Origin of the sequence: Corynebacterium matruchotii (assembly GCF_011612265.2) — a bacterium.
GTDB classification, from domain to species: Bacteria; Actinomycetota; Actinomycetes; order Mycobacteriales; family Mycobacteriaceae; genus Corynebacterium; species Corynebacterium matruchotii.
The window spans coordinates 114635-132534 of sequence record NZ_CP050134.2; the positions used below are offsets into that span (position 1 = coordinate 114635).

The following is a 17900-nucleotide window of genomic DNA, read 5'->3' on the forward strand; positions in this document are numbered from 1 at the left end:
GACGATTCTCACCTTAGAACGGGTGGGGTAACCAGGTGGGGTGTGGTGGGGGCATGGCGGAAACCCACCCGTATTATCGGTGGCGGCTAGCCGAACACGGAGGTGCGGCGATAGGTCAGTTCCGGTGGTTGCGGGCTGACCGGTGGGCTTACCTGCGCAGTCTTGGGGGCTTTCTGCCCTTTACGCCGCCGCCTCCCCAACGTTTGGCCGATCGCGGTAATAATCCCGCTCAACATAAACCCGATCGCTAGCCCCAGCAAAATGAGTTCAAATAGGGGCCGAGCCGGGTCCGAAATCCCCATGAGCAGCTGCATTCGGGTGTAAATGTAGCCCAAATACCAGAAATTAAAAAACAGGAAGACACTAAATAATATGAGGTAGGGGGCGGCGAATCGGGTGGCAATGCCCGGCCGGGGATCGCTGGAGGTAATGGTGGTGGCCATGAGCCCCAGCATGCCGCCCCACATGAGCTCGCACCCAATGATCGACATGCTGTATTGCAGCACTGGCGCCATGAGCTCATGTGAATTGGGGCTGATCGCAATGCTGAGGTAGGCGATAAACACGACAAAACCAATGCTCAATGCCACATTGCATGCCGTATATGAAACGCGCATTTGACTAACTTTCTCGCTTTACGACGACCGAAGGTTCCTTCTCTCCCATATTAACCCCCGCACCAGTTGAAACATGCCCAATACAGCCCCACCCAAAAATAACCAGATTGATGCTTCCAACAACGCGTTAATGCCTAACGGCTCCGCATAATACAGGGCATGAGTATTATTCGGTACGGAGGTGGCGAAAAACCCCAATCCCCACATGTTCACAATTGCGAACAGGCCCAACATAAACAGGTAGAACGGTCCGAACCGCTGCAATACCCCCACCGACCCGCCGGTGGGGAGAACACTATTTCGGGTGACCCCGACGGCGATGCTTCCGGTGATCCCGGCCGTCATCAATTCAAACCCCAGCAGCGCCATGACGTGATACCACAATGGCACCGGTGGTGCCGCAGTTTGGCCTATTGCAGTAGTGAAAACCCCATAAATAACAAGCCCAATGACCGTTACTGAACTCGTGATCTTCAACAGGGTGCGCATGGAAACCAACTTTCTGGGGAAAATGTGCATATAGTGTCCGGCCAAATGAAGTTATTGAAATGACAAAATTGCAATCACCTTTAGTTATGAGGTAGTGCGACTTTTATACATTAGCAGTTGTTAGAGGTCAGGGTTCGATGTGGATACCACACTAGTAGTGAAAGTTTTTACTATATATGCTTGGGATATGTTCGATTTCCGCAGGAGGGAAAACTACCCCCAAACTTGTTGAACCGTGGGTGATGCCCCAGGGGCGGGGGTACCAACACACGGGGAATGCGTGTTGAAGATTCCGCTGGTGAAAACGTTTCCAATACTGTAGAGGGCATGAAGAAATTTCCCGTTCTGGCCCTCCTGGTTGCGGTCACGGTAACAACCACCCTGGTGGGCTGCACCGATAATGCAACCGACCAAGCCGCACCAACGAGTGAAATAACCACCACCACGGCCCCGACGTCGACAAGCAGTGTGGCGCCGACAACTACCTCAACCACACCCGCCAACCCCGAACTGCGCACCAAGGTAGCGCAACTCATGATGGTGGGCGTCCGCAATTTCGATGACGCCCTGGCCGCGCTGGAGCAGGGCGCCGGCGGCATTTTTATTGGTTCCGACACCGAAGCCGCCATTCTCACCACGCCCGGGCGTGACATTGCCGAGCTCCACAACCGTGTCGGCCGGCCATTCGCCGTCAGCATCGACTTCGAAGGCGGGCGGGTACTCCGCCACCCCGAGGTGCTGGGAACCTTCCCCTCGCCCCGCACCATGGCCAAGGAGAAGAAACCCGAAGAGGTTCGCGGCATGGCCTACGACATGGCCACCTCGCTGGCCCGCCATGGCATCACCGTTGATTTCGCCCCCGTGGTCGATATTGACGGTGCTGGCCTGGAGGTTGTGGGTGATCGGGCGTTTAGCGACGACCCTGCCGTCGCCGCCGAATACGCCTCGGCCTTCGCCCAGGGCATGCTTGATGGTGGCGTCATGCCCGTCTTCAAGCATTTCCCGGGCCACGGCAGGGCCAGTGGTGACTCCCACCTGGGCACAGTCGTCACTCCGCCGCTGAATGAACTACAAAATTTCGAACTCGTCCCCTATCGCAGCATTCTGGCTACCCCCGGTGTTGGGGTCATGGTGGGGCACATGGCGACGCCAGGATTGGGCGACGGCAAAACCCCATCCTCTATCAACCCTGCTGCATATCAGCTGCTACGGTCGGGTAGTTACGAAGGCGGCCGTCCCTTCGACGGGCCGGTTTTCACCGATGATCTTTCAGGTATGAAAGCTATTAGTAACCAACTAACTCCGCAGGATGCGGCGGCTACCGCTATCATTGCTGGAGCCGACCAAGCCCTCTGGTTGACCACCGATGCGCTCCTGCCAGCGATCGACACCACCATGAAACGGATTGCTGAGGGAGCCTTAAGTGAACAAGATGTGTTCGCAAAAGCTGAGCGCGTAAGCCACTATCAGCGCTAGTGGGGGCAGAATAGATTCGAAAACACTAGGAATTGTCTACTACATTGGTAAGAGTGATCGAACAGGATACTGAGCTGACTTCAGGCAATATGCCGGCCCGATTCTTCGGCGGCATACTGCTTGGGCTTTTTGTGCTTTTGGGCACTGGTTACGGTGTCGATTATTTTCTCAGCCAAGGTACCATGCCCCGCGGCACCATGATCGGTGGCGTGCAGGTCGGCGGCATGAAACGCGCCGAAGCGAAAGAACTCTTGCAAAAAGAGCTTGCCGACGAAATTATCAAGCCCGTCACTATCACAGCAGGTCAACGCACCTCAATCATCGACCCTCGGGCGGCCGGCCTGAGGGTCAACTGGGATAAAACCTTAGATTCTGTGGAATCCCAATCACTCAACCCTATTAAACGGATCCTTGGTTTCTTTAAAGACACCGAGGTTCCTATCGTTTCCGACGCTGATCCGGCCAATTTCCGGCCCGCTGTCGATCGGGTCACCAAGGAGCTCAGCCCCGCACCCGTCGACGCCGGCATCGTGCTCACCGGCGGTCAAGTGAAAGTGGATCCGGCCCCCGCCGACGGCCAAACCGTCGACGCCGAACAGGTGGAAAAATCCATTCTCACCGGCTGGCTGAAACCCGGTGGTGTGAAGGAACACGCCACCATCTCCCACCCGAAATATGGGGAGAAACAGGTGCAGCCCATTGTGGAGGGTCCCGGGAAGAAGGCCGTGTCCGCGCCCCTGGTGCTGCACGGCCGGGACAATATTAATGGTGAAATCCCAGTCGATCGCATGGGTGAGGTGGTGACCTTCCGGCCCGAAAATGACGAGTTCAAGATCGACTTCAACTACGATCGGGCCCGTGAAATCTTCGCCGAAAAACTCATCACCACCGAAAAACCCCGGGTCAACGCCAATATTACGTTCCACGGCTCCGACCGCACGGTCACACCCCACAGCGATGGTGTGCACATCGACTGGGTGAAAACGTTCGACCACATCAACGAGCGCATCATCGCCGACGACCCCCGCACCTGGGACGCCACCTACATTGACGAACCAGCCAGCTTCACCACCGAAATGGCCAACGCCGCCACCTTCGACCAGGTGGTGGGCGAATTCACCACTGGCGGCTACTCCCAGGCGTCCGGCGTGAACATTGCCCGGGTGGCAGAAATGGTGGATGGCGCTATGGTCGCCCCTGGCGACACGTTCAGCCTCAACGGTTACACCGGCCCACGTGGCACCGCCCAGGGCTTCGTGGAATCCGGTATTATCATGAACGGTCACGCGGATAAGGCGGTGGGTGGTGGCATCTCCCAGTTCGCCACCACGCTCTATAATGCGGCCTATTTTGGCGGCATGGAGGACGTGACTCACACACCTCACAGCTACTATATTTCCCGGTACCCGGCCGGCCGTGAGGCAACCGTGTTCGAAGGCGCAATCGACTTGGCGTTTAAGAACACCAGCCAATACCCGGTGCGCATCGTGACCTCTGCTGGCGGCGGCCAGGTGACCGTGAAGCTCATGGGCGTGAAGGTGGTCAATGTGGAGTCCGTGAACGGCGGCCGTTGGGCTACCACACAGCCGAATACGATCAGCCTGTCAGGCAAAGATTGTTCGCCCTCCAGCGGCGCACCCGGGTTTACCACCTCCGATACGCGCATTGTGAAGGACCTCAACGGTAACGAGCTGTCCCGCAAAACCACCACGACGGTGTATAATCCCTCGCCCATTGTGAAGTGCACCTAACTCCTCACGCTTGACGACGGCCGGGCGGTGCCGGGTTTAGCGGTTGCCGGGATCAGACCCCAGCTCGGGTCTTGTGTATGGTCGCGTGCCTGGCTTCGGGGCGGGGAGATTCAAATTCGGTTTTCCTGCTTGATCTGCGCGTTTGCTTTAGCTTGGGTTCCGGCCCAGCGAGCCCTGAAAACTCGGAAATAATCACGAACCCCAGCTAAAGCAAAACCGCAGCTAGATTGGCTGTGAGGGGGTTGAGGGCGGTTGCAGGGAGTGCTATCAACCGGCACCCAGGCTAAAGCGCACGCGGCGCCAGGTCTGCCGCCGCTGCATGTTTGCTGAGCTTGACTTTCTCGATTCAGAAGCGTTGCTCGACTGTGTCTAGGAATGAAACTCTAGCTTAGGGCATGTGCAGCCGCAGTCATGGGTGTAATCATGTTAGGGGAAATACACAACCGGGAGAACCAAGATGCCATTGGACAAGAGCCAATTCTGTCTAGGCTCCAATTATTTCCAGCAAAGCAAGGAAGAACCTCCCTATCCTTGATTTCCAGCTTTTCCTTTTCTGTTCACGCCTATGCCTACGCCTACGCAGACGACTAGCTAGCGACATGTGAAGCTCCCTTCTTTCTGAAATGTTGGAAAAGAAACTATCTTCACGTCGAATATATGCCAGTGCATCACCACAATGCGTAGCGGAAATGATTTGTGTACACCCATGTGGTAGGTGGTGTGACTACCTGGAAATATTTGGGAAATCATTCAAAAAGACCAGGATATTTAAGGTAAACTTCAATATCCTGGTCAGCGTCCAGAACTATGCAGAAAACTCGAAGCCCAGCTATCGACCGGTTGTGGGGCGATAGCTGGGCTGGGCTGGCTGGCTCTCGGGATCCTTCAACATCCTTCAGTTAGGCTGCCAAGAATTCCGGGATGATGTTCTTATGGGGGGTGGGGGTGATCCCCAGGGCGTTGAGGAGTTTCCGCACCCGTGCTTCTACCTCGTCGCACATGGCATGGATGTCTGCCTTGGTGCTGATGTTTTTGGTGATGTTCCAGGTTTTCACGTCGTCACTGACGTGGGCATCGTCATCGAAGATGATGATTTCGTCGATATTGCCCAAGGTGTGAGGGTTGAAGTTCTTGGGTTTGAGGTCGTCGGTAGGGACGCCACGCTCGTTGAGAACTTCAATCACTAATGGATCAACATGATATGCCGGGGTCAAACCAACGGACCGGACGAACACCTGTTCGCCTCCGAGCCATCGGGTGTATGCCGAGGCGATTTGGGTTCGTGCAGCATTATCGTCGGAGACGAAGAGGATCCTGGAGGTCGGCAGGGCGTCGTCAAGCTTGCTGCCGCGGTGCTCATTCAGGGTCTGCTGCATAAATGCGTGCAAGGACTGGGATGGTTCAGTTTCGCCGGTCTCTGCTCGCTTGGATTCACCGGTGCGTTCCTGCGGTGTTTGCAGGAATGTAGTGAAAAGCTGCCCCCACCGAAGAGAGAGCTTTTTAGGCTGAAAATCAAGAATGGTCATGGCCGTTAGGCTCCTTTCTGTAGTGCGCTTTATGAAGTGCTAGATTTTCACTCCAGTCACCTCAATATCAGTAGTAAATAACTTTCAATCAACCTTACACCTAAAAATCGTTGGTAGGAACCAATGATTGTTCGTTTCCCGTGGGTTTATTGAATTGACATGTCCTCTATTGGCTATGAGCTGGTAATATAAAAAAGAAAAAATGTTGAAAATTTTCTAAAAAATATTCCCAAACCAATAGAAAACCATAAATTACTAGCTGTATTACTAGCTGCAAAAGGATTGCGAGTCAGGGGTCTGGCCCGCTGGAATTTTATTGAGCTGTTCAGCATAATCTGTTTGGCTAGTTTTCGCTGAAATCGACTCGCTGGCTGTAGATGGCCCGGCAAGAATAACCACAGGTAGCAGGTATGGCAGTCGTAGTGAAATGGAGTTGGTGCCTCAAAGTGCCATGGTGGTGTAGTGGTTATTACCGCAGGTGGATGCGCTGCTTTGTTGATATAGCATCATGTTGAGTGGCAAAATGCCAAAAAGTGTGAAGTGTGATGCCTGTCTGGAAAGGGGGGAATGTATAATTTTACTCACATTTAAGTAGTTGGTGCAAAAAATGCCCTGTACCAGTTCTGGATGGGGTATAAGGCAACGGAAGTGGAATGGCTAGAACGCCCATGCCTATTTACTTTCCATGGAAAGTATTGTTATGATGTGTCCCATGGAAAGCAAGTTCGTTACGGATGTTTCGTCTAGTTTCTGTTCTGAAATGTTGTTTTCTTCCCTCGTAAATGCACAAATTTGTGCCTGGTCCAAGATTGACAAAGCTGCCAAAATTGTCCCAGGGATGAATGCTGCGCGATACCTTATCCTCCAAAACATTCTTCATCATCCGGAAGGTTTGGGAGTGACTGGGCTTGCGCGGATACAGCGAATTACCGATGGGGCAGCGTCGAAACTGTGTGAACGTCTGGAATCAATTGGTTTGGTTATCCGGAAACGCCTTGAGAAGGACAAGCGTCGACAAGTCATTATGGTGACCCCTGAAGGACGTGCTGCGTTCGAAGAAGCTCGCACACATGTTGACGAGGCAACCACTCAATTCTTTTCTTCACTTACTACCGAAGAACATCTTCAGCTCATCGATATGCTTCGTCGGTTATCTTGTGGCGAAGAAAATATAGATCCCAAAGGAGATAAATAATGATAGCAACGACTAGTAAACAGCTCAGGAAGAGCCTCATTGTAATCATAACGATGGCATTGGGTTTCACCTGCCTAGTGGGGTGTGGACTGAAATCCGATCCTTTAGCAAACAATTCCAACTCGAAGGATAACCCAGGGGATGCGATTGTTGTGGGGAGCCAAGACTACTACTCCAACGAAATCATTGCCGAAATTTATGCGCAGAGCTTGGAGAAAAATGGGTATACGGTGCAGCGCAAATTCCGCATTGGGCAGCGGGAAGCCTACCTTCCAGAAATCGAAAAAGGTGGAATAGACGTATTTCCGGAATACACCGGGAACCTGCTCCAGTATTGGAAAAAAGACACAACAGCCCGTGATGAAACAGCCGTCTATGACGAATTAAAAACCGCTGTTCCTGCCGGCCTTACCGTTCTTAACGACGCTAAAGCCACAGACCAGGATGCCTATGTGGTCCGAGAAGACTTTGCCCATGAACATAATATTCAAAGCCTCGATAATCTTTCCGGGATTGACGAATTAACCCTTGGGGGTAACTCAGAGCTGGAAACACGCCCCTATGGCCCCACCGGGTTGAAAGAAACGTACGGCATTAACACCCGATTCGTGCCGATTGAAGATTCTGGCGGGCCGCTCACAATGAAAGCCCTGAAGGATGGCACCATTAACCTGGCTAAGATCAATACCGCATCACCGGATATTCATACCAATAACCTTGTGGTTCTTTCGGATCCCAAGCATTTGATGCTGGCATCGCATGTTGTGCCACTGGTTTCGGATCGACTCCCGCAGAAAGCCCAAGATGTTATCAACTCTATCCAGCAGAGCCTTACAGCGGAGGATCTTCTTGCCATGAATGTTGATAGTGTTGGGGGTGCAAAAGCCTCAGATATAGCCTCACAGTGGCTTTCCACTCATCAACAAAGCCAGTCGGCACTAACAACCACGTCAGGGGCGGAAGAAGCTCAGTGATTACCTTCGAATCGGTTTCGAAACAATATGGTTCCGCACCCGCAGTAGACAGTTTTTCCCTTGAGGTGCCTTCCCATGCGTGTGTTGCGCTTGTTGGATCCTCCGGTTGCGGTAAAACTACGCTTCTGAAGATGGTAAACCGCATGGTCACCCCGTCGTCAGGCCGCGTACTCATTGATGAGGTTGATGTGGCACAGCAGGATCCCATATCGCTGCGCAGGTCAATCGGTTATGTCATGCAAAGCGGCGGATTGCTGCCCCACCTTACTGTCGAAGCCAACATTAATACCATTCCGCGACTACTTGGTGCACCAGCATCATCGGATCGCATTCACCATTTGATGGAAAGCCTGGAACTGGACCCTGCTCTAGGGCGGAAATACCCCTACCAACTCTCCGGTGGCCAAGCACAACGGGTGGGGGTGGCACGGGCGCTAATTTTTGACCCCAATATTTTATTGATGGACGAGCCGTTTGCTGCGGTAGATCCCATCGTTCGGCATGGGCTGCAAGAAATGGTAGCCCAGTTGCAACGGGACTTTCATAAAACAATTATTCTGGTCACCCATGACTTTAGCGAGGCCTGTTTCCTGGGGGATACTGTTGCTGTTCTTAGCGTTCGCGCCCATATCGAGCAACATGCAACACCTCGTGAGATTCTGACTCACCCGGCAACCCCGTTCGTCGAAAAATTCATTCAAGCTACCAGGCCCTTGAAGGTGGATTAAATGAATTGGGTCATGCAAAATTCCAGCTTTATCGGCCAATTATTTTTGAACCATACTGTGCTGATTGTCCCCCCTCTGATTGTTGCATTCATCTGTGCGGTGCTCGTCGGGGCGCTGGGTGCCCAATATCCACGAGTGCAGGAAATAATCGGGGGAGCCTGTCAGCTGCTCTACACCATTCCCTCACTACCGTTGCTAGTGATAACCCCGATCTTTTTGGGGGTTTCCATTACTTCACCGGTAACTGTCATGGTGGCACTGGGTCTCTATGCTGTGGCGTTACTTGTTCGAACCAGTATCGACGCATTTGCCTCGGTGGATAACACTCATCTTCAGTCGGCAGAAACCTTAGGTTATGGGCCGTGGCGTATCACGTTTGGGGTTCGATGCGTGCTAGCCTTACCAGTCCTCATGGCTGGGCTGCGGGTCGCAACAATGTCAACAGTTTCACTGGCGTCGATTGGGGCATTGGTAGGGGTGTCGTCTTTGGGGACACTACTCACAGATGGTTTCCAACGTTCACTGACCGTCGAAGTTGTCACCGGGATCATAGCAATTGTGGCTATGGCTTTACTCTGTGACGCTATCCTCCGGTTTGCCACAAAGCTACTGACCCCCTGGGCGGAAAGGCTGCCTCAATGATTGCGGATGCCCTGTCGATTCTTATGGACCCACAACGTTGGGGCGGCGACTCCGGGTTCATTATGCGCAGTGAACAGCACATCGTATTAACACTCGTGGTACTCATCATCGGTTCGGTCTTGGCCATTCCCCTCGGAATCTGGTGTGCCCATGTGCGACCGGGGGAAGTGATCGCAAGCATCCTCATGAACAGTGCCCGTGCGCTACCATCCCTGGGGCTTTTGATCCTTTTTGGGCTCTGGTTAGGTGTGGGGGTGCTGGCACCTACCCTCGCGCTCATCGTATTGGTGTTCCCCTCACTGTTCATAGGAGCTTACTCGGGAATAATGGCTATCGACGCCGGGATCATAGAGAGTGCTCGTGCCACCGGCCATAGTTGGTGGCAGCAGGTACGGAAGATAGAAATCCCCTTGGCACTGCCGCTGATTGTGGGGGGCTTCCGGCAGGCTGCCCTCCTGGCAAGCTCAACCGCGACCTTTGTCGCCTACACATCAGATTTTGGATTAGGACGATATATTTTCGCTGGCTTGAAAACCCGCGACTATCCCCTCATGCTGTGTGGCTCACTGCTCGTTATCCTCATCACATTCTTCTTCGACCTCATTTTTGGCAGGCTTCAAGCCTTGACCCATAACCGTCCTTGGAAGGACCACTCATGAAAGCAATTGTTGTGCACCAACCCGGACCACCCGAGGTATTGTGCTATGAAGAAATTCCCACACCTGCTGTACGGCCAGGATGGTCGTTAGTGAAAGTGCAGGCGGTAGGCGTCAACCGGTCGGAAATATTCACACGTCAGGGGCTTTCCCCCACCGTTACCTTCCCGCGAATATTGGGAATTGAATGTGTAGGAGTCGTGGCGGATAGTACCACCCCCACCTTGGTGCCAGGGCAGAAAGTAGCGGCCCTCATGGGCGGCATGGGCCGAGAATTTGATGGGGGATATGCCGAATACGTTCTCCTGCCAAATGATCGGATTTGGCCTATCCACACCTCTTTCACCTGGGAAGAACTCGGTGCAGTGCCGGAAACTTTTGTTACTGCCCTGGGTTCGATGAAACAGTTGCAGCTTCGGGCGGACAGCCGATTGCTGGTGCGGGCAGCAACCTCAGGGGTGGGGGTAGCAACAATCCAGCTGGTCCGGGCGCTTTACCCGAATGCCGTGATTGCTGGAACAACCCGTAACGAATCCAAGTTTGACACTTTAAAAGCGTTAGGATGCGACGGGGTTATCCTGGAGGAAGCACATAATGTTATTCATTCCGATGAAAAATTTGACTGCGTTCTGGACCTGATTGGTCCGTCCGCGATTCGGCACTCATTTGCGGTGCTGAAGCGGGGTGGAATTGTGTGTAATACCGGTTTGCTCGGCGGGCAGTGGACGCTCGAAAACTTCGACCCGATTATTGACACTTGTGGTGGGTATTTGACTGGATACCATTCCGGTGATGCAACCGCCGACCTGCTGCAAGAAGCCATCACGATTATTGAGGACCATGCCATTGATGTGACGCCGCACAAAGTGCTCCCCCTGAAGGAAGCAGCCCAGGCGCATACCCTCATGGAGTCAGGTGCGGGCTATGGTAAATATGTGCTCCTACCAGAACACTAACTGTGTTTGATGCGCCAACGCAACGGCGTGAAAAACCCCATGCAAATCGCATGGGGTTTCTATTAAAGAGCCGATGACGGGAATCGAACCCGCGCCGCCTGCTTGGGAAGCAGGAGTTCTGCCATTGAACTACATCGGCAATAGTGGTTGCTACTTAAGGGCCAGGCCAATAGGCTGACCGGTTCACAACGAAGTACAGTTTAGCACTAAAAAATCCTGCGGGGGCAATTTAGGCAAGAAAAATGGGTATTTCCAGGTCAACGCCAGGTTGCAACCAGGCCATAACCCCAGGCGCTGGCACCCCAGCTGCCACGAGTGCTCCGATACTTCGACGCTTCATCGGCGTTCCTTCCCATTGGTGTGTTGGACTCCTATGCCGGGTTACACTAAAAAGGTGCTTTATTCCGATCGTGACATACGTGCAGCAATCGATGCCGGCGATTTAATTATCGACCCCTTCGACCCGGAACTGGTCCAGCCCTCCAGTGTGGATGTGCGCATGGATCGGCATTTTCGGGTTTTCAATAATTCCAAATACACCCACATTGATCCGAAACAGCAGCAGGATGATCTGACCAGCATGGTTGAGGTCGCCGAGGATGAGCCGTTTGTGCTGCACCCGGGGGAGTTTGTGCTGGGCTCCACACTGGAGCGGTTTGCGTTACCCGCGCACATGGCCGGCCGCCTGGAGGGCAAGAGCTCGCTGGGTCGGCTGGGACTACTCACGCATTCGACCGCCGGGTTTGTAGACCCGGGCTTTTCCGGCCGCATCACCCTGGAGTTGTCGAATGTGGCCAACCTGCCCATCACGTTGTGGCCGGGCATGAAGGTCGGCCAGTTGGCGCTGTTTAAAATGACGAGCCCCGCCGAAATCCCGTATGGTTCCAGCGTGCTGGGTTCGAAGTATCAGGGCCAGGAAGGCCCCACGCCGTCGCGCGCCTATCTGAATTTTTCCTGACTCGCTTATCGACGCCCTCCCGTGGGGGTGATAGGGGTGTAGAAAAGGAGCATTTTTATTGCTGAGTTTATCGCTTGGTAACGCTCAGAAATAGCCGGCAAAACCGGGGTAAAAATACGATTTTTGGCGCATAAAATCTCATAAAGGCTGGTATTTGCATCTAGTTATATTTAGTAAAATCTGGGGAAAATTTTATATTAGGGCTAGATTTGCTGATATGGAATAGTGAACCGGCTTAACGTCTCACGGTTTCCTGTTTAGGCTTACATACATGCGCAACAGTGGATTGAGAACCGGTACACGTCGACAAGCTGCGGTCGTGACCACCGCCGCATTATGCGCCATTATGGCGTTGGGATTGGCACCCCAGCCTGGTCACGCGCAGCAAGCAAACACCACCGGCTCCACCGTTGCTACGCCTGGTGGCGGGAATTCGGTCGGCACCCCGGCGGATGGTACTGGCGCCGGCACGGGCGCCACCGGCAATACCGGCACCACCAGCACGAGCACCACTGCCAGCACCGCGGGCGCGAGTGCGAGCAGCCAACCATCCCAGGAAACGGCCGCCCCGGCGACGGCCGATCCTTCAAAGGTGTCCACAAAAACCGATGATGTCCAGGAGACTAAAGAGGCAGCAAATGGCGCCACCGACCCGCAGAAAGCACCATTGCTAGTTCCGGGTGGTGCGATTGACGGCAAACTGTACCCCAAGCTGTTTCAGGATAAATTCACCGATACCGCCACGGCCCGCGGTCTGCTCCACTGGGATGTGGAGTTGAAGGAGGACGAGCGGCTTGCCTTCAGCTATATTGTGCCCCCCAAGCAGGGGATTCAGCGGATGGATTCAACCCTGCAAATCATCCCATTCATTATCGACCAGGAGGGCCATAATTGTGTGGCTCAAAAGAGCACCGATCAGGAAGATAACACGAATTTTGCCGCCCCATTTACGGGATATATTAGTTCCCCCAGGGTGGGCGGCCAGGACCAGGAGTGTAAGCCGGGCAAATTTAAAGTGTCTTTAGAGCGCCGGGGCGCCATTGAGCCATCCATGGAGATTCCATTCGAATTCATGTTGTGGAAGGTTCCCCGGACGTCGGAAGAACCAACGGCTGCGGCGTCGACAAATGCGACATTAGCCACGGATGATAGTCCCGCGGTGCCGTTGACCATGGCGGATGAGCGCAAGAATGCGAAATTAATAGGATCGGGAAACTATTCCGGCACGCTGGAGCCCAATAAACTGCAATGGTTCAAGGTTTTAGTGTCGGAGGGGCAGCGGTTGCATGTGGATGTGAATGCGTCGCCCATTGAGCTGGAGCGGAATGCGGACACCAGTCAGCCTATTTCGCTGGAGTGGCGGGTGGTGGGCCCTACGTTTAACCCGGTCATGACCACGGGCACGACCGATAGCGTGCCATACGATAATGTGTCGGTGTCGTCCAAGCAGGCCGTGGGGATCGAGACCGTCACCAATCCGATCCAGTGGCCGAACCTGGAGAAGGAGCAGGGCAGTGGTGTGGGCGAGTTCCTGTCTGGGGAGCAGTGGGTGGCGCTTCGGTATTACCGTCCGCAGGCCACGGCAAACACGCAACCGTTGAAGTTCACTATTTCGCTGGCGGTGTCGGGCACACCCTTGTCGGTACCGAAGTTTGTGGATAACCTCACCGGTCAGGCGGCTACAGACGCGAAGCGGCAAGAAGCTGTGGCCGAGGAGTCCCAGTCGAAAACATCACCAAGGTTTATGGTGCGCAGTAATTCCACCCCCGGCCAATTATGGACGTGGGCTATGGTTGCCGCAATAGTGGCAAGCATCGGCGCCGTGGGCGGGGTGGGGATCCTGCGCGGCCGGGGCAAGGAAGTGTCCCTGTTCCACTAGGGGCGCGTGGTACAGTATTGGTGCACCGGTGAGAAACGTAAGGAGGTGCACCTTGGCACAGCGCAATGCTGACCGGCGGATGTGGAAAATGAGCCCAGAACGACTGGAGGCACATCTGCAATTACGCAGCCGGGCGCGACGCGTCCCGGACAAAAAGAAACAAGCAAGCAAAAAGGCCTGCCGCCGAGGAAAGTGGCAGGCCTTTGGCCTCTCTTACGAGCTTATCGACGCCCCTACCGTGGGATTATGCGGTCGTCGGGGCGGGGTCCGCTACGGCCTCTGAATCAGCACCCTCATCGGTGGTGGTGTCGGCCTTGTTGCTGGTGTTCGGCACCGTGTATGCGGCAATCACCGTGGTGATGGGTACGGTCAGCGTGAGGGCGAGTGCACCAATCCCGGAACGCAGCATTTCGGTGGCTACAACGTCGCTGGTGAGGATTTGCACCAGCGGCCGTTCCGACACCGACAGCAGCAGCAGGAGTGGCAAGGATGCACCCGTGTAGGTAAGCACCAGGGTGTACACCATGGAGGCAATATGGTCGCGGCCCACCTTCATGGCCCCCAGGAATAGCCGGGCTGGTGATGCCTGCGGGTCTAGGTCGGCCAGCTCGTTGATGGTGGAAGCCTGGGAGATAGCGACGTCGTTGAGCACGCCCAGGGCACCAATGATGAACCCGCAGAGCATGAGGCCCTTCACGGACACGTCGGGAAGGTTCACAATGATGGACAGGTTATCGCTATTGCCGAGGCCACGAAGCTCGTTATTGTCGATGGCGATGGTGGCCAGCCATGCGGCAATGACGAGTGCTAAGAGGGTGCCACCAAGCGCCGACGCGGATTTCCAATTGAACCCGTGCACCATAAACACCACCAGCAGGAGGATTGCGGCCCCACTGACGACCGCCGCCGAAATTGGGGAGGCGCCCAACAGCAATATTCGGACGGTAAACAGCACCACCACAACCAGAGTGATGCCCAACCCCAGGAGGGCCCGCACGCCGCGGATCAGCGCAAACCCGGCGATCGCCGCCGCGATAATGAGTCCCCACAGCAGCAGCGGGTAAGTGCGTTGGAAGTCGCTAAACCCATACGACATGGCCCCATCGGCTGCCTTGTCCTCGATGAGGAGAATCCGGTCATTCTTGTGCAGCTCGGGCTCGCCGGGGTTGTGCGAATTAATCAATAGGGTGCGTTGCCCCTTGTTGGTGCCCGAGTCGATTTGGGTGATATACCACTGGCAGTTATTATCCGACCCGGGCGATTCCCGCGGCGAAGTGTCGAACACTCGGCCGACTTCCGACGACGTGCATGACCCTGGTTGGGTGAATAATACGGTGCCCTCAACCTGCGCATGACTCATGCTGAATGAGGTATAAAAATTCGGCGAAATATTGGGTTTTTTATCGCCCGGCCACATGGTGTACACGCCGAAAATGGTGCCGCCAACCCAGGCTGCAATAAACGCAACCAGCAGGATGCGCGTAAACGTCCAGGTCCGGGTCTTCGGTTTGCTTTGCTTATCGACGTCTACAGCTGGGCTTTCAGCCTCTGGTTTCCGCTGCGACCGGGGCACCCGGGGCTGCTTCGCCGGCTTGGCTGGTTTAGTTGGCTTCGCCGGCTGCTCCGAAGCCACGGGGGTAGCGGGGGTGGGTTGGGTAGGCTTGGTTCCCTTCGCCGGCCGGGGCTTCCGAACCCGCGGCCCCTTCGGGGTGGCGGGGGCAGCATCAGCAGGCTGTTGGGATACTTTCCGAACCGTCCGTTTGGCCGGGCGACCGGTACCCGCCGACTGCGGCGAGGACGATTGCGCCGCCTTGGTGGGGCGCACAGCTGGCTTTGCCTTTGCGGACTTCGACCCCTTTGCCGGTTGTTGGGCAGCGGGTGTGATGCGCTTCGACCGTCGATTCCGCCGAATCTCCGCTGGCGACTCTGGTTCGTTCTCTGACTCTGATTCTAATTGGTGGTTATGCCTACCCATCGGATCACTCCTACTGCTTGTAGCTGGACAGGAAATTTCCCAGGCGATCAATAGCTTCCGCTAATTCATTGGCCCACGGTAGGGTCACCACCCGGAAATGGTCGGGCTGTGGCCAATTGAAACCAGTCCCATGAACCAACAAAATTTTCTCGGCACGCAACAAGTCCAGCATCAATTGGGAATCATCGTGGATATCGTAATATTCGAGATCCAACTTAGGGAAAGCATACAACGCCCCCTTAGGCTTTACGCAGCTCACACCCGGAATTTCATTGAGTTTTTCCCACGTCACATCACGTTGCCTTGTCAGCCGGCCATGGGCGGAAGTCAAATCATAAATTGACTGCCGACCCCCCAAGGCTACCTGAATTGCATGCTGTGCCGGCACATTGGCGCACAAACGGGTGCTCGATAATAAATCCAATCCCTCAATAAAACCCCGGGCGTGGTCCTTCGGGCCAGTCAATACCATCCACCCGGCACGGTAACCTGCCACCCGATAAGTTTTCGAAAGCCCATTGAAAGTGATACACAGCAGGTCGGGGGCGAGGGAGGCAATGGATGTGTGGGTAGCATCATCGTAGAGAATCCGGTCGTAGATTTCATCGGCCAGGATAAGTAACCCATATTCCCGGGCTATTTCGACAATCTGTTTGAGTGTCTCTGGTGAGTATACTGCGCCGGTAGGGTTATTGGGGTTAATGACCACAATGGCTTTGGTGCGTTCGGTGATTTTGGCCCGCATGTCTGCTATGTCGGGGTTCCAATCGGCGGCCTCGTCGCAGATGTAGTGGACGGGTTTCCCACCGGCCAGGGACACAGCTGCGGTCCATAATGGGTAGTCAGGTGCAGGAATGAGTACCTCATCACCGTCGTTAAGCAAGGCTTGGGTGACCATGGTGATGAGTTCGGACACCCCGTTACCCAGGTAGACGTCGTTAATGCTGAATTTCGGGAACCCGGGTATCACCTCGTAGCGGGTGACCACGGCGCGGCGGGCGGTAATAATGCCTTTAGAGGTCGAATACCCTTGCGAAAATGGGAGGGCGGCGATCATGTCTTGCACGATCACGTCGGGGGCCTCAAACCCGAAAATGGCGGGGTTGCCGGTGTTGAGCTTGAGAATGCGATGCCCGTCAAGCTCTAATCTTTCTGCCTCCTCAGCCACCGGCCCCCGGATTTCGTAGAGCACATTTTTCATTTTCTCCGACTGGTCGAAGATGCGCCGGCGCTGAGGCCGGCGGAGTGGTGTGCGGGTTTCGGTGGGGGTTTCGACAGGCGCTTCAGTTGGGGTGTTGTGGGGTTCCTTGTTATTCATTCGTTAAATTTTGCCACTTTTTGCCCCAGTGCGCACACAGACATGTGCGGGTGAGGCAATGAAACTTATGAACGCCCCCACATGTGACATGCCCATGCTTTGGTGGGCTGACCCTCGGTTAGCGTCAATCGTTGTTATACCGCCATCGGATAACGCTGTACCGTAGTTGTTGTGGGTTGTATTGGTCCGTGGTCACCTGTTGTTGGGTGATTTGGATCTGCTGATATTGCTGGGAGGTTAGTTGTTGGGGATCGATCATTTGTGGCGGCTGTGGTGGTTCCGTGGGCTGCCCCAAAAATTTCACCCCCGCAACGACCAAGCCGACGAGAATCAGTGGGAGCAAGGCAAAGCCCAACAGGTACAGGAATGGGGTGATTGCCATACTGGCCAGCATAAACAGTGGCAGTAACATGAGGAACCGGTATAAGACTTTGGTGCGGTTTTCCGGTTTGTAGCCAGCGTTAGGGGGATAGAGGGGGGCGTTTGTCGTTGCGACTGGTCCTACCGATGGTGGGGGAGTGGGGGAGGGCGAAACTAGTGGGGGGAGGTCCGCGAAGACTGGTGCCAGGTCGGATTGCATGACTGCGTTGGTGATGCTGGCGAGCCGGTTGTCGTATTCGGTGACGTCAAGCCGGCCAGCGGTGAAGTGCTTCCCTAGAGCGTCCATTGCCTCTTGGCGCTCGGCGTCACCAATGCGGTAATCCCGGTTACCTGGGTTGATTGGGGGCACAGGCGATGTCATAGTACTAATAATAGTGAA

Annotated in this window: 17 protein-coding genes and 1 tRNA gene; 11 read left to right on the plus strand and 7 right to left on the minus strand. The window is 54.7% G+C overall.

Going from position 1 to position 17900, the window contains the following annotated elements:
• Window positions 1-86: 86 nt before the first annotated feature.
• Window positions 87-617, minus strand: coding sequence for a hypothetical protein (locus HBA49_RS00440; RefSeq protein ID WP_040431658.1), 531 nt, complete (start codon window positions 615-617; stop codon window positions 87-89).
• An 18-nt stretch (window positions 618-635) separates the two neighbouring features.
• Window positions 636-1106: a hypothetical protein gene (locus HBA49_RS00445; protein WP_225866023.1), complete on the minus strand. Its 471-nt coding sequence runs from the start codon at window positions 1104-1106 to the stop codon at window positions 636-638.
• A gap of 327 nt (window positions 1107-1433) precedes the next feature.
• Between HBA49_RS00445 and HBA49_RS00450 the strand changes: the two genes are divergently transcribed.
• Window positions 1434-2582 carry a glycoside hydrolase family 3 N-terminal domain-containing protein gene (locus HBA49_RS00450; protein ID WP_370443788.1) on the plus strand — a complete coding sequence of 383 codons (1149 nt, stop codon included), beginning with the start codon at window positions 1434-1436 and terminating at the stop codon, window positions 2580-2582.
• Window positions 2583-2671: 89 nt separating this feature from the next.
• Complete coding sequence (locus HBA49_RS00455) at window positions 2672-4333, plus strand: VanW family protein (RefSeq protein WP_050773690.1); 1662 nt, start codon at window positions 2672-2674, stop codon at window positions 4331-4333.
• An 899-nt stretch (window positions 4334-5232) separates the two neighbouring features.
• Here the strand turns inward: HBA49_RS00455 and HBA49_RS00460 are convergent.
• Window positions 5233-5859, minus strand: coding sequence for an arsenate reductase/protein-tyrosine-phosphatase family protein (locus HBA49_RS00460; RefSeq protein ID WP_005524895.1), 627 nt, complete (start codon window positions 5857-5859; stop codon window positions 5233-5235).
• 712 nt (window positions 5860-6571) lie between these two features.
• Between HBA49_RS00460 and HBA49_RS00465 the strand changes: the two genes are divergently transcribed.
• Genes HBA49_RS00465 through HBA49_RS00490 form a run of 6 tightly spaced genes read left to right on the plus strand, consistent with a single transcriptional unit; the run spans window position 6572 to window position 11010 of the window.
• Window positions 6572-7054, plus strand: a complete 483-nt coding sequence (locus tag HBA49_RS00465) for a MarR family winged helix-turn-helix transcriptional regulator (protein ID WP_225866024.1) — start codon at window positions 6572-6574, stop codon at window positions 7052-7054.
• The gene (locus HBA49_RS00470; RefSeq protein WP_005522627.1) at window positions 7054-8028 is read left to right on the plus strand and encodes an ABC transporter substrate-binding protein; all 975 of its coding nucleotides are present in this window, start codon (window positions 7054-7056) and stop codon (window positions 8026-8028) included. Before HBA49_RS00465 ends, HBA49_RS00470 begins: the two co-directional genes overlap by 1 nt.
• Window positions 8025-8756: an ABC transporter ATP-binding protein gene (locus HBA49_RS00475; protein ID WP_005525059.1), complete on the plus strand. Its 732-nt coding sequence runs from the start codon at window positions 8025-8027 to the stop codon at window positions 8754-8756. Before HBA49_RS00470 ends, HBA49_RS00475 begins: the two co-directional genes overlap by 4 nt.
• The gene (locus tag HBA49_RS00480; RefSeq protein WP_005524826.1) at window positions 8757-9398 is read left to right on the plus strand and encodes an ABC transporter permease; all 642 of its coding nucleotides are present in this window, start codon (window positions 8757-8759) and stop codon (window positions 9396-9398) included.
• Window positions 9395-10057: an ABC transporter permease gene (locus HBA49_RS00485; protein ID WP_005524794.1), complete on the plus strand. Its 663-nt coding sequence runs from the start codon at window positions 9395-9397 to the stop codon at window positions 10055-10057. The genes HBA49_RS00480 and HBA49_RS00485 overlap by 4 nt, the downstream gene beginning before the upstream one ends.
• Window positions 10054-11010, plus strand: coding sequence for a zinc-binding dehydrogenase (locus HBA49_RS00490; protein ID WP_005525350.1), 957 nt, complete (start codon window positions 10054-10056; stop codon window positions 11008-11010). Before HBA49_RS00485 ends, HBA49_RS00490 begins: the two co-directional genes overlap by 4 nt.
• Before the next feature lie 68 nt (window positions 11011-11078).
• Here the strand turns inward: HBA49_RS00490 and HBA49_RS00495 are convergent.
• Window positions 11079-11149, minus strand: a tRNA-Gly gene (locus tag HBA49_RS00495).
• Window positions 11150-11404: 255 nt separating this feature from the next.
• On the opposite strand from HBA49_RS00495, the gene dcd reads away from it, so the two are divergent.
• From dcd to HBA49_RS00510, 3 genes are all read left to right on the plus strand, one after another.
• The gene (dcd, locus tag HBA49_RS00500) at window positions 11405-11968 is read left to right on the plus strand and encodes a dCTP deaminase (protein ID WP_040431775.1); all 564 of its coding nucleotides are present in this window, start codon (window positions 11405-11407) and stop codon (window positions 11966-11968) included.
• A gap of 271 nt (window positions 11969-12239) precedes the next feature.
• The gene (locus tag HBA49_RS00505) at window positions 12240-13847 is read left to right on the plus strand and encodes a hypothetical protein (RefSeq protein WP_225866025.1); all 1608 of its coding nucleotides are present in this window, start codon (window positions 12240-12242) and stop codon (window positions 13845-13847) included.
• A gap of 79 nt (window positions 13848-13926) precedes the next feature.
• A complete protein-coding gene (locus HBA49_RS00510) occupies window positions 13927-14130 on the plus strand; it encodes a hypothetical protein (RefSeq protein ID WP_081455675.1) in 204 nt (67 codons plus the stop codon).
• On the opposite strand, the gene HBA49_RS00515 is transcribed toward HBA49_RS00510, so the two are convergent.
• The 3 genes from HBA49_RS00515 to HBA49_RS00525 form a co-directional block, all read right to left on the minus strand.
• Window positions 14092-15480, minus strand: a complete 1389-nt coding sequence (locus HBA49_RS00515; RefSeq protein ID WP_370443789.1) for a YibE/F family protein — start codon at window positions 15478-15480, stop codon at window positions 14092-14094. The genes HBA49_RS00510 and HBA49_RS00515 overlap by 39 nt on opposite strands.
• 352 nt (window positions 15481-15832) lie before the next feature.
• Window positions 15833-17140, minus strand: coding sequence for a pyridoxal phosphate-dependent aminotransferase (locus tag HBA49_RS00520; protein ID WP_005524866.1), 1308 nt, complete (start codon window positions 17138-17140; stop codon window positions 15833-15835).
• A 124-nt stretch (window positions 17141-17264) separates the two neighbouring features.
• Window positions 17265-17882, minus strand: coding sequence for a DUF1707 SHOCT-like domain-containing protein (locus HBA49_RS00525; protein WP_040431661.1), 618 nt, complete (start codon window positions 17880-17882; stop codon window positions 17265-17267).
• Between the last annotated feature and the right edge of the window lie 18 nt (window positions 17883-17900).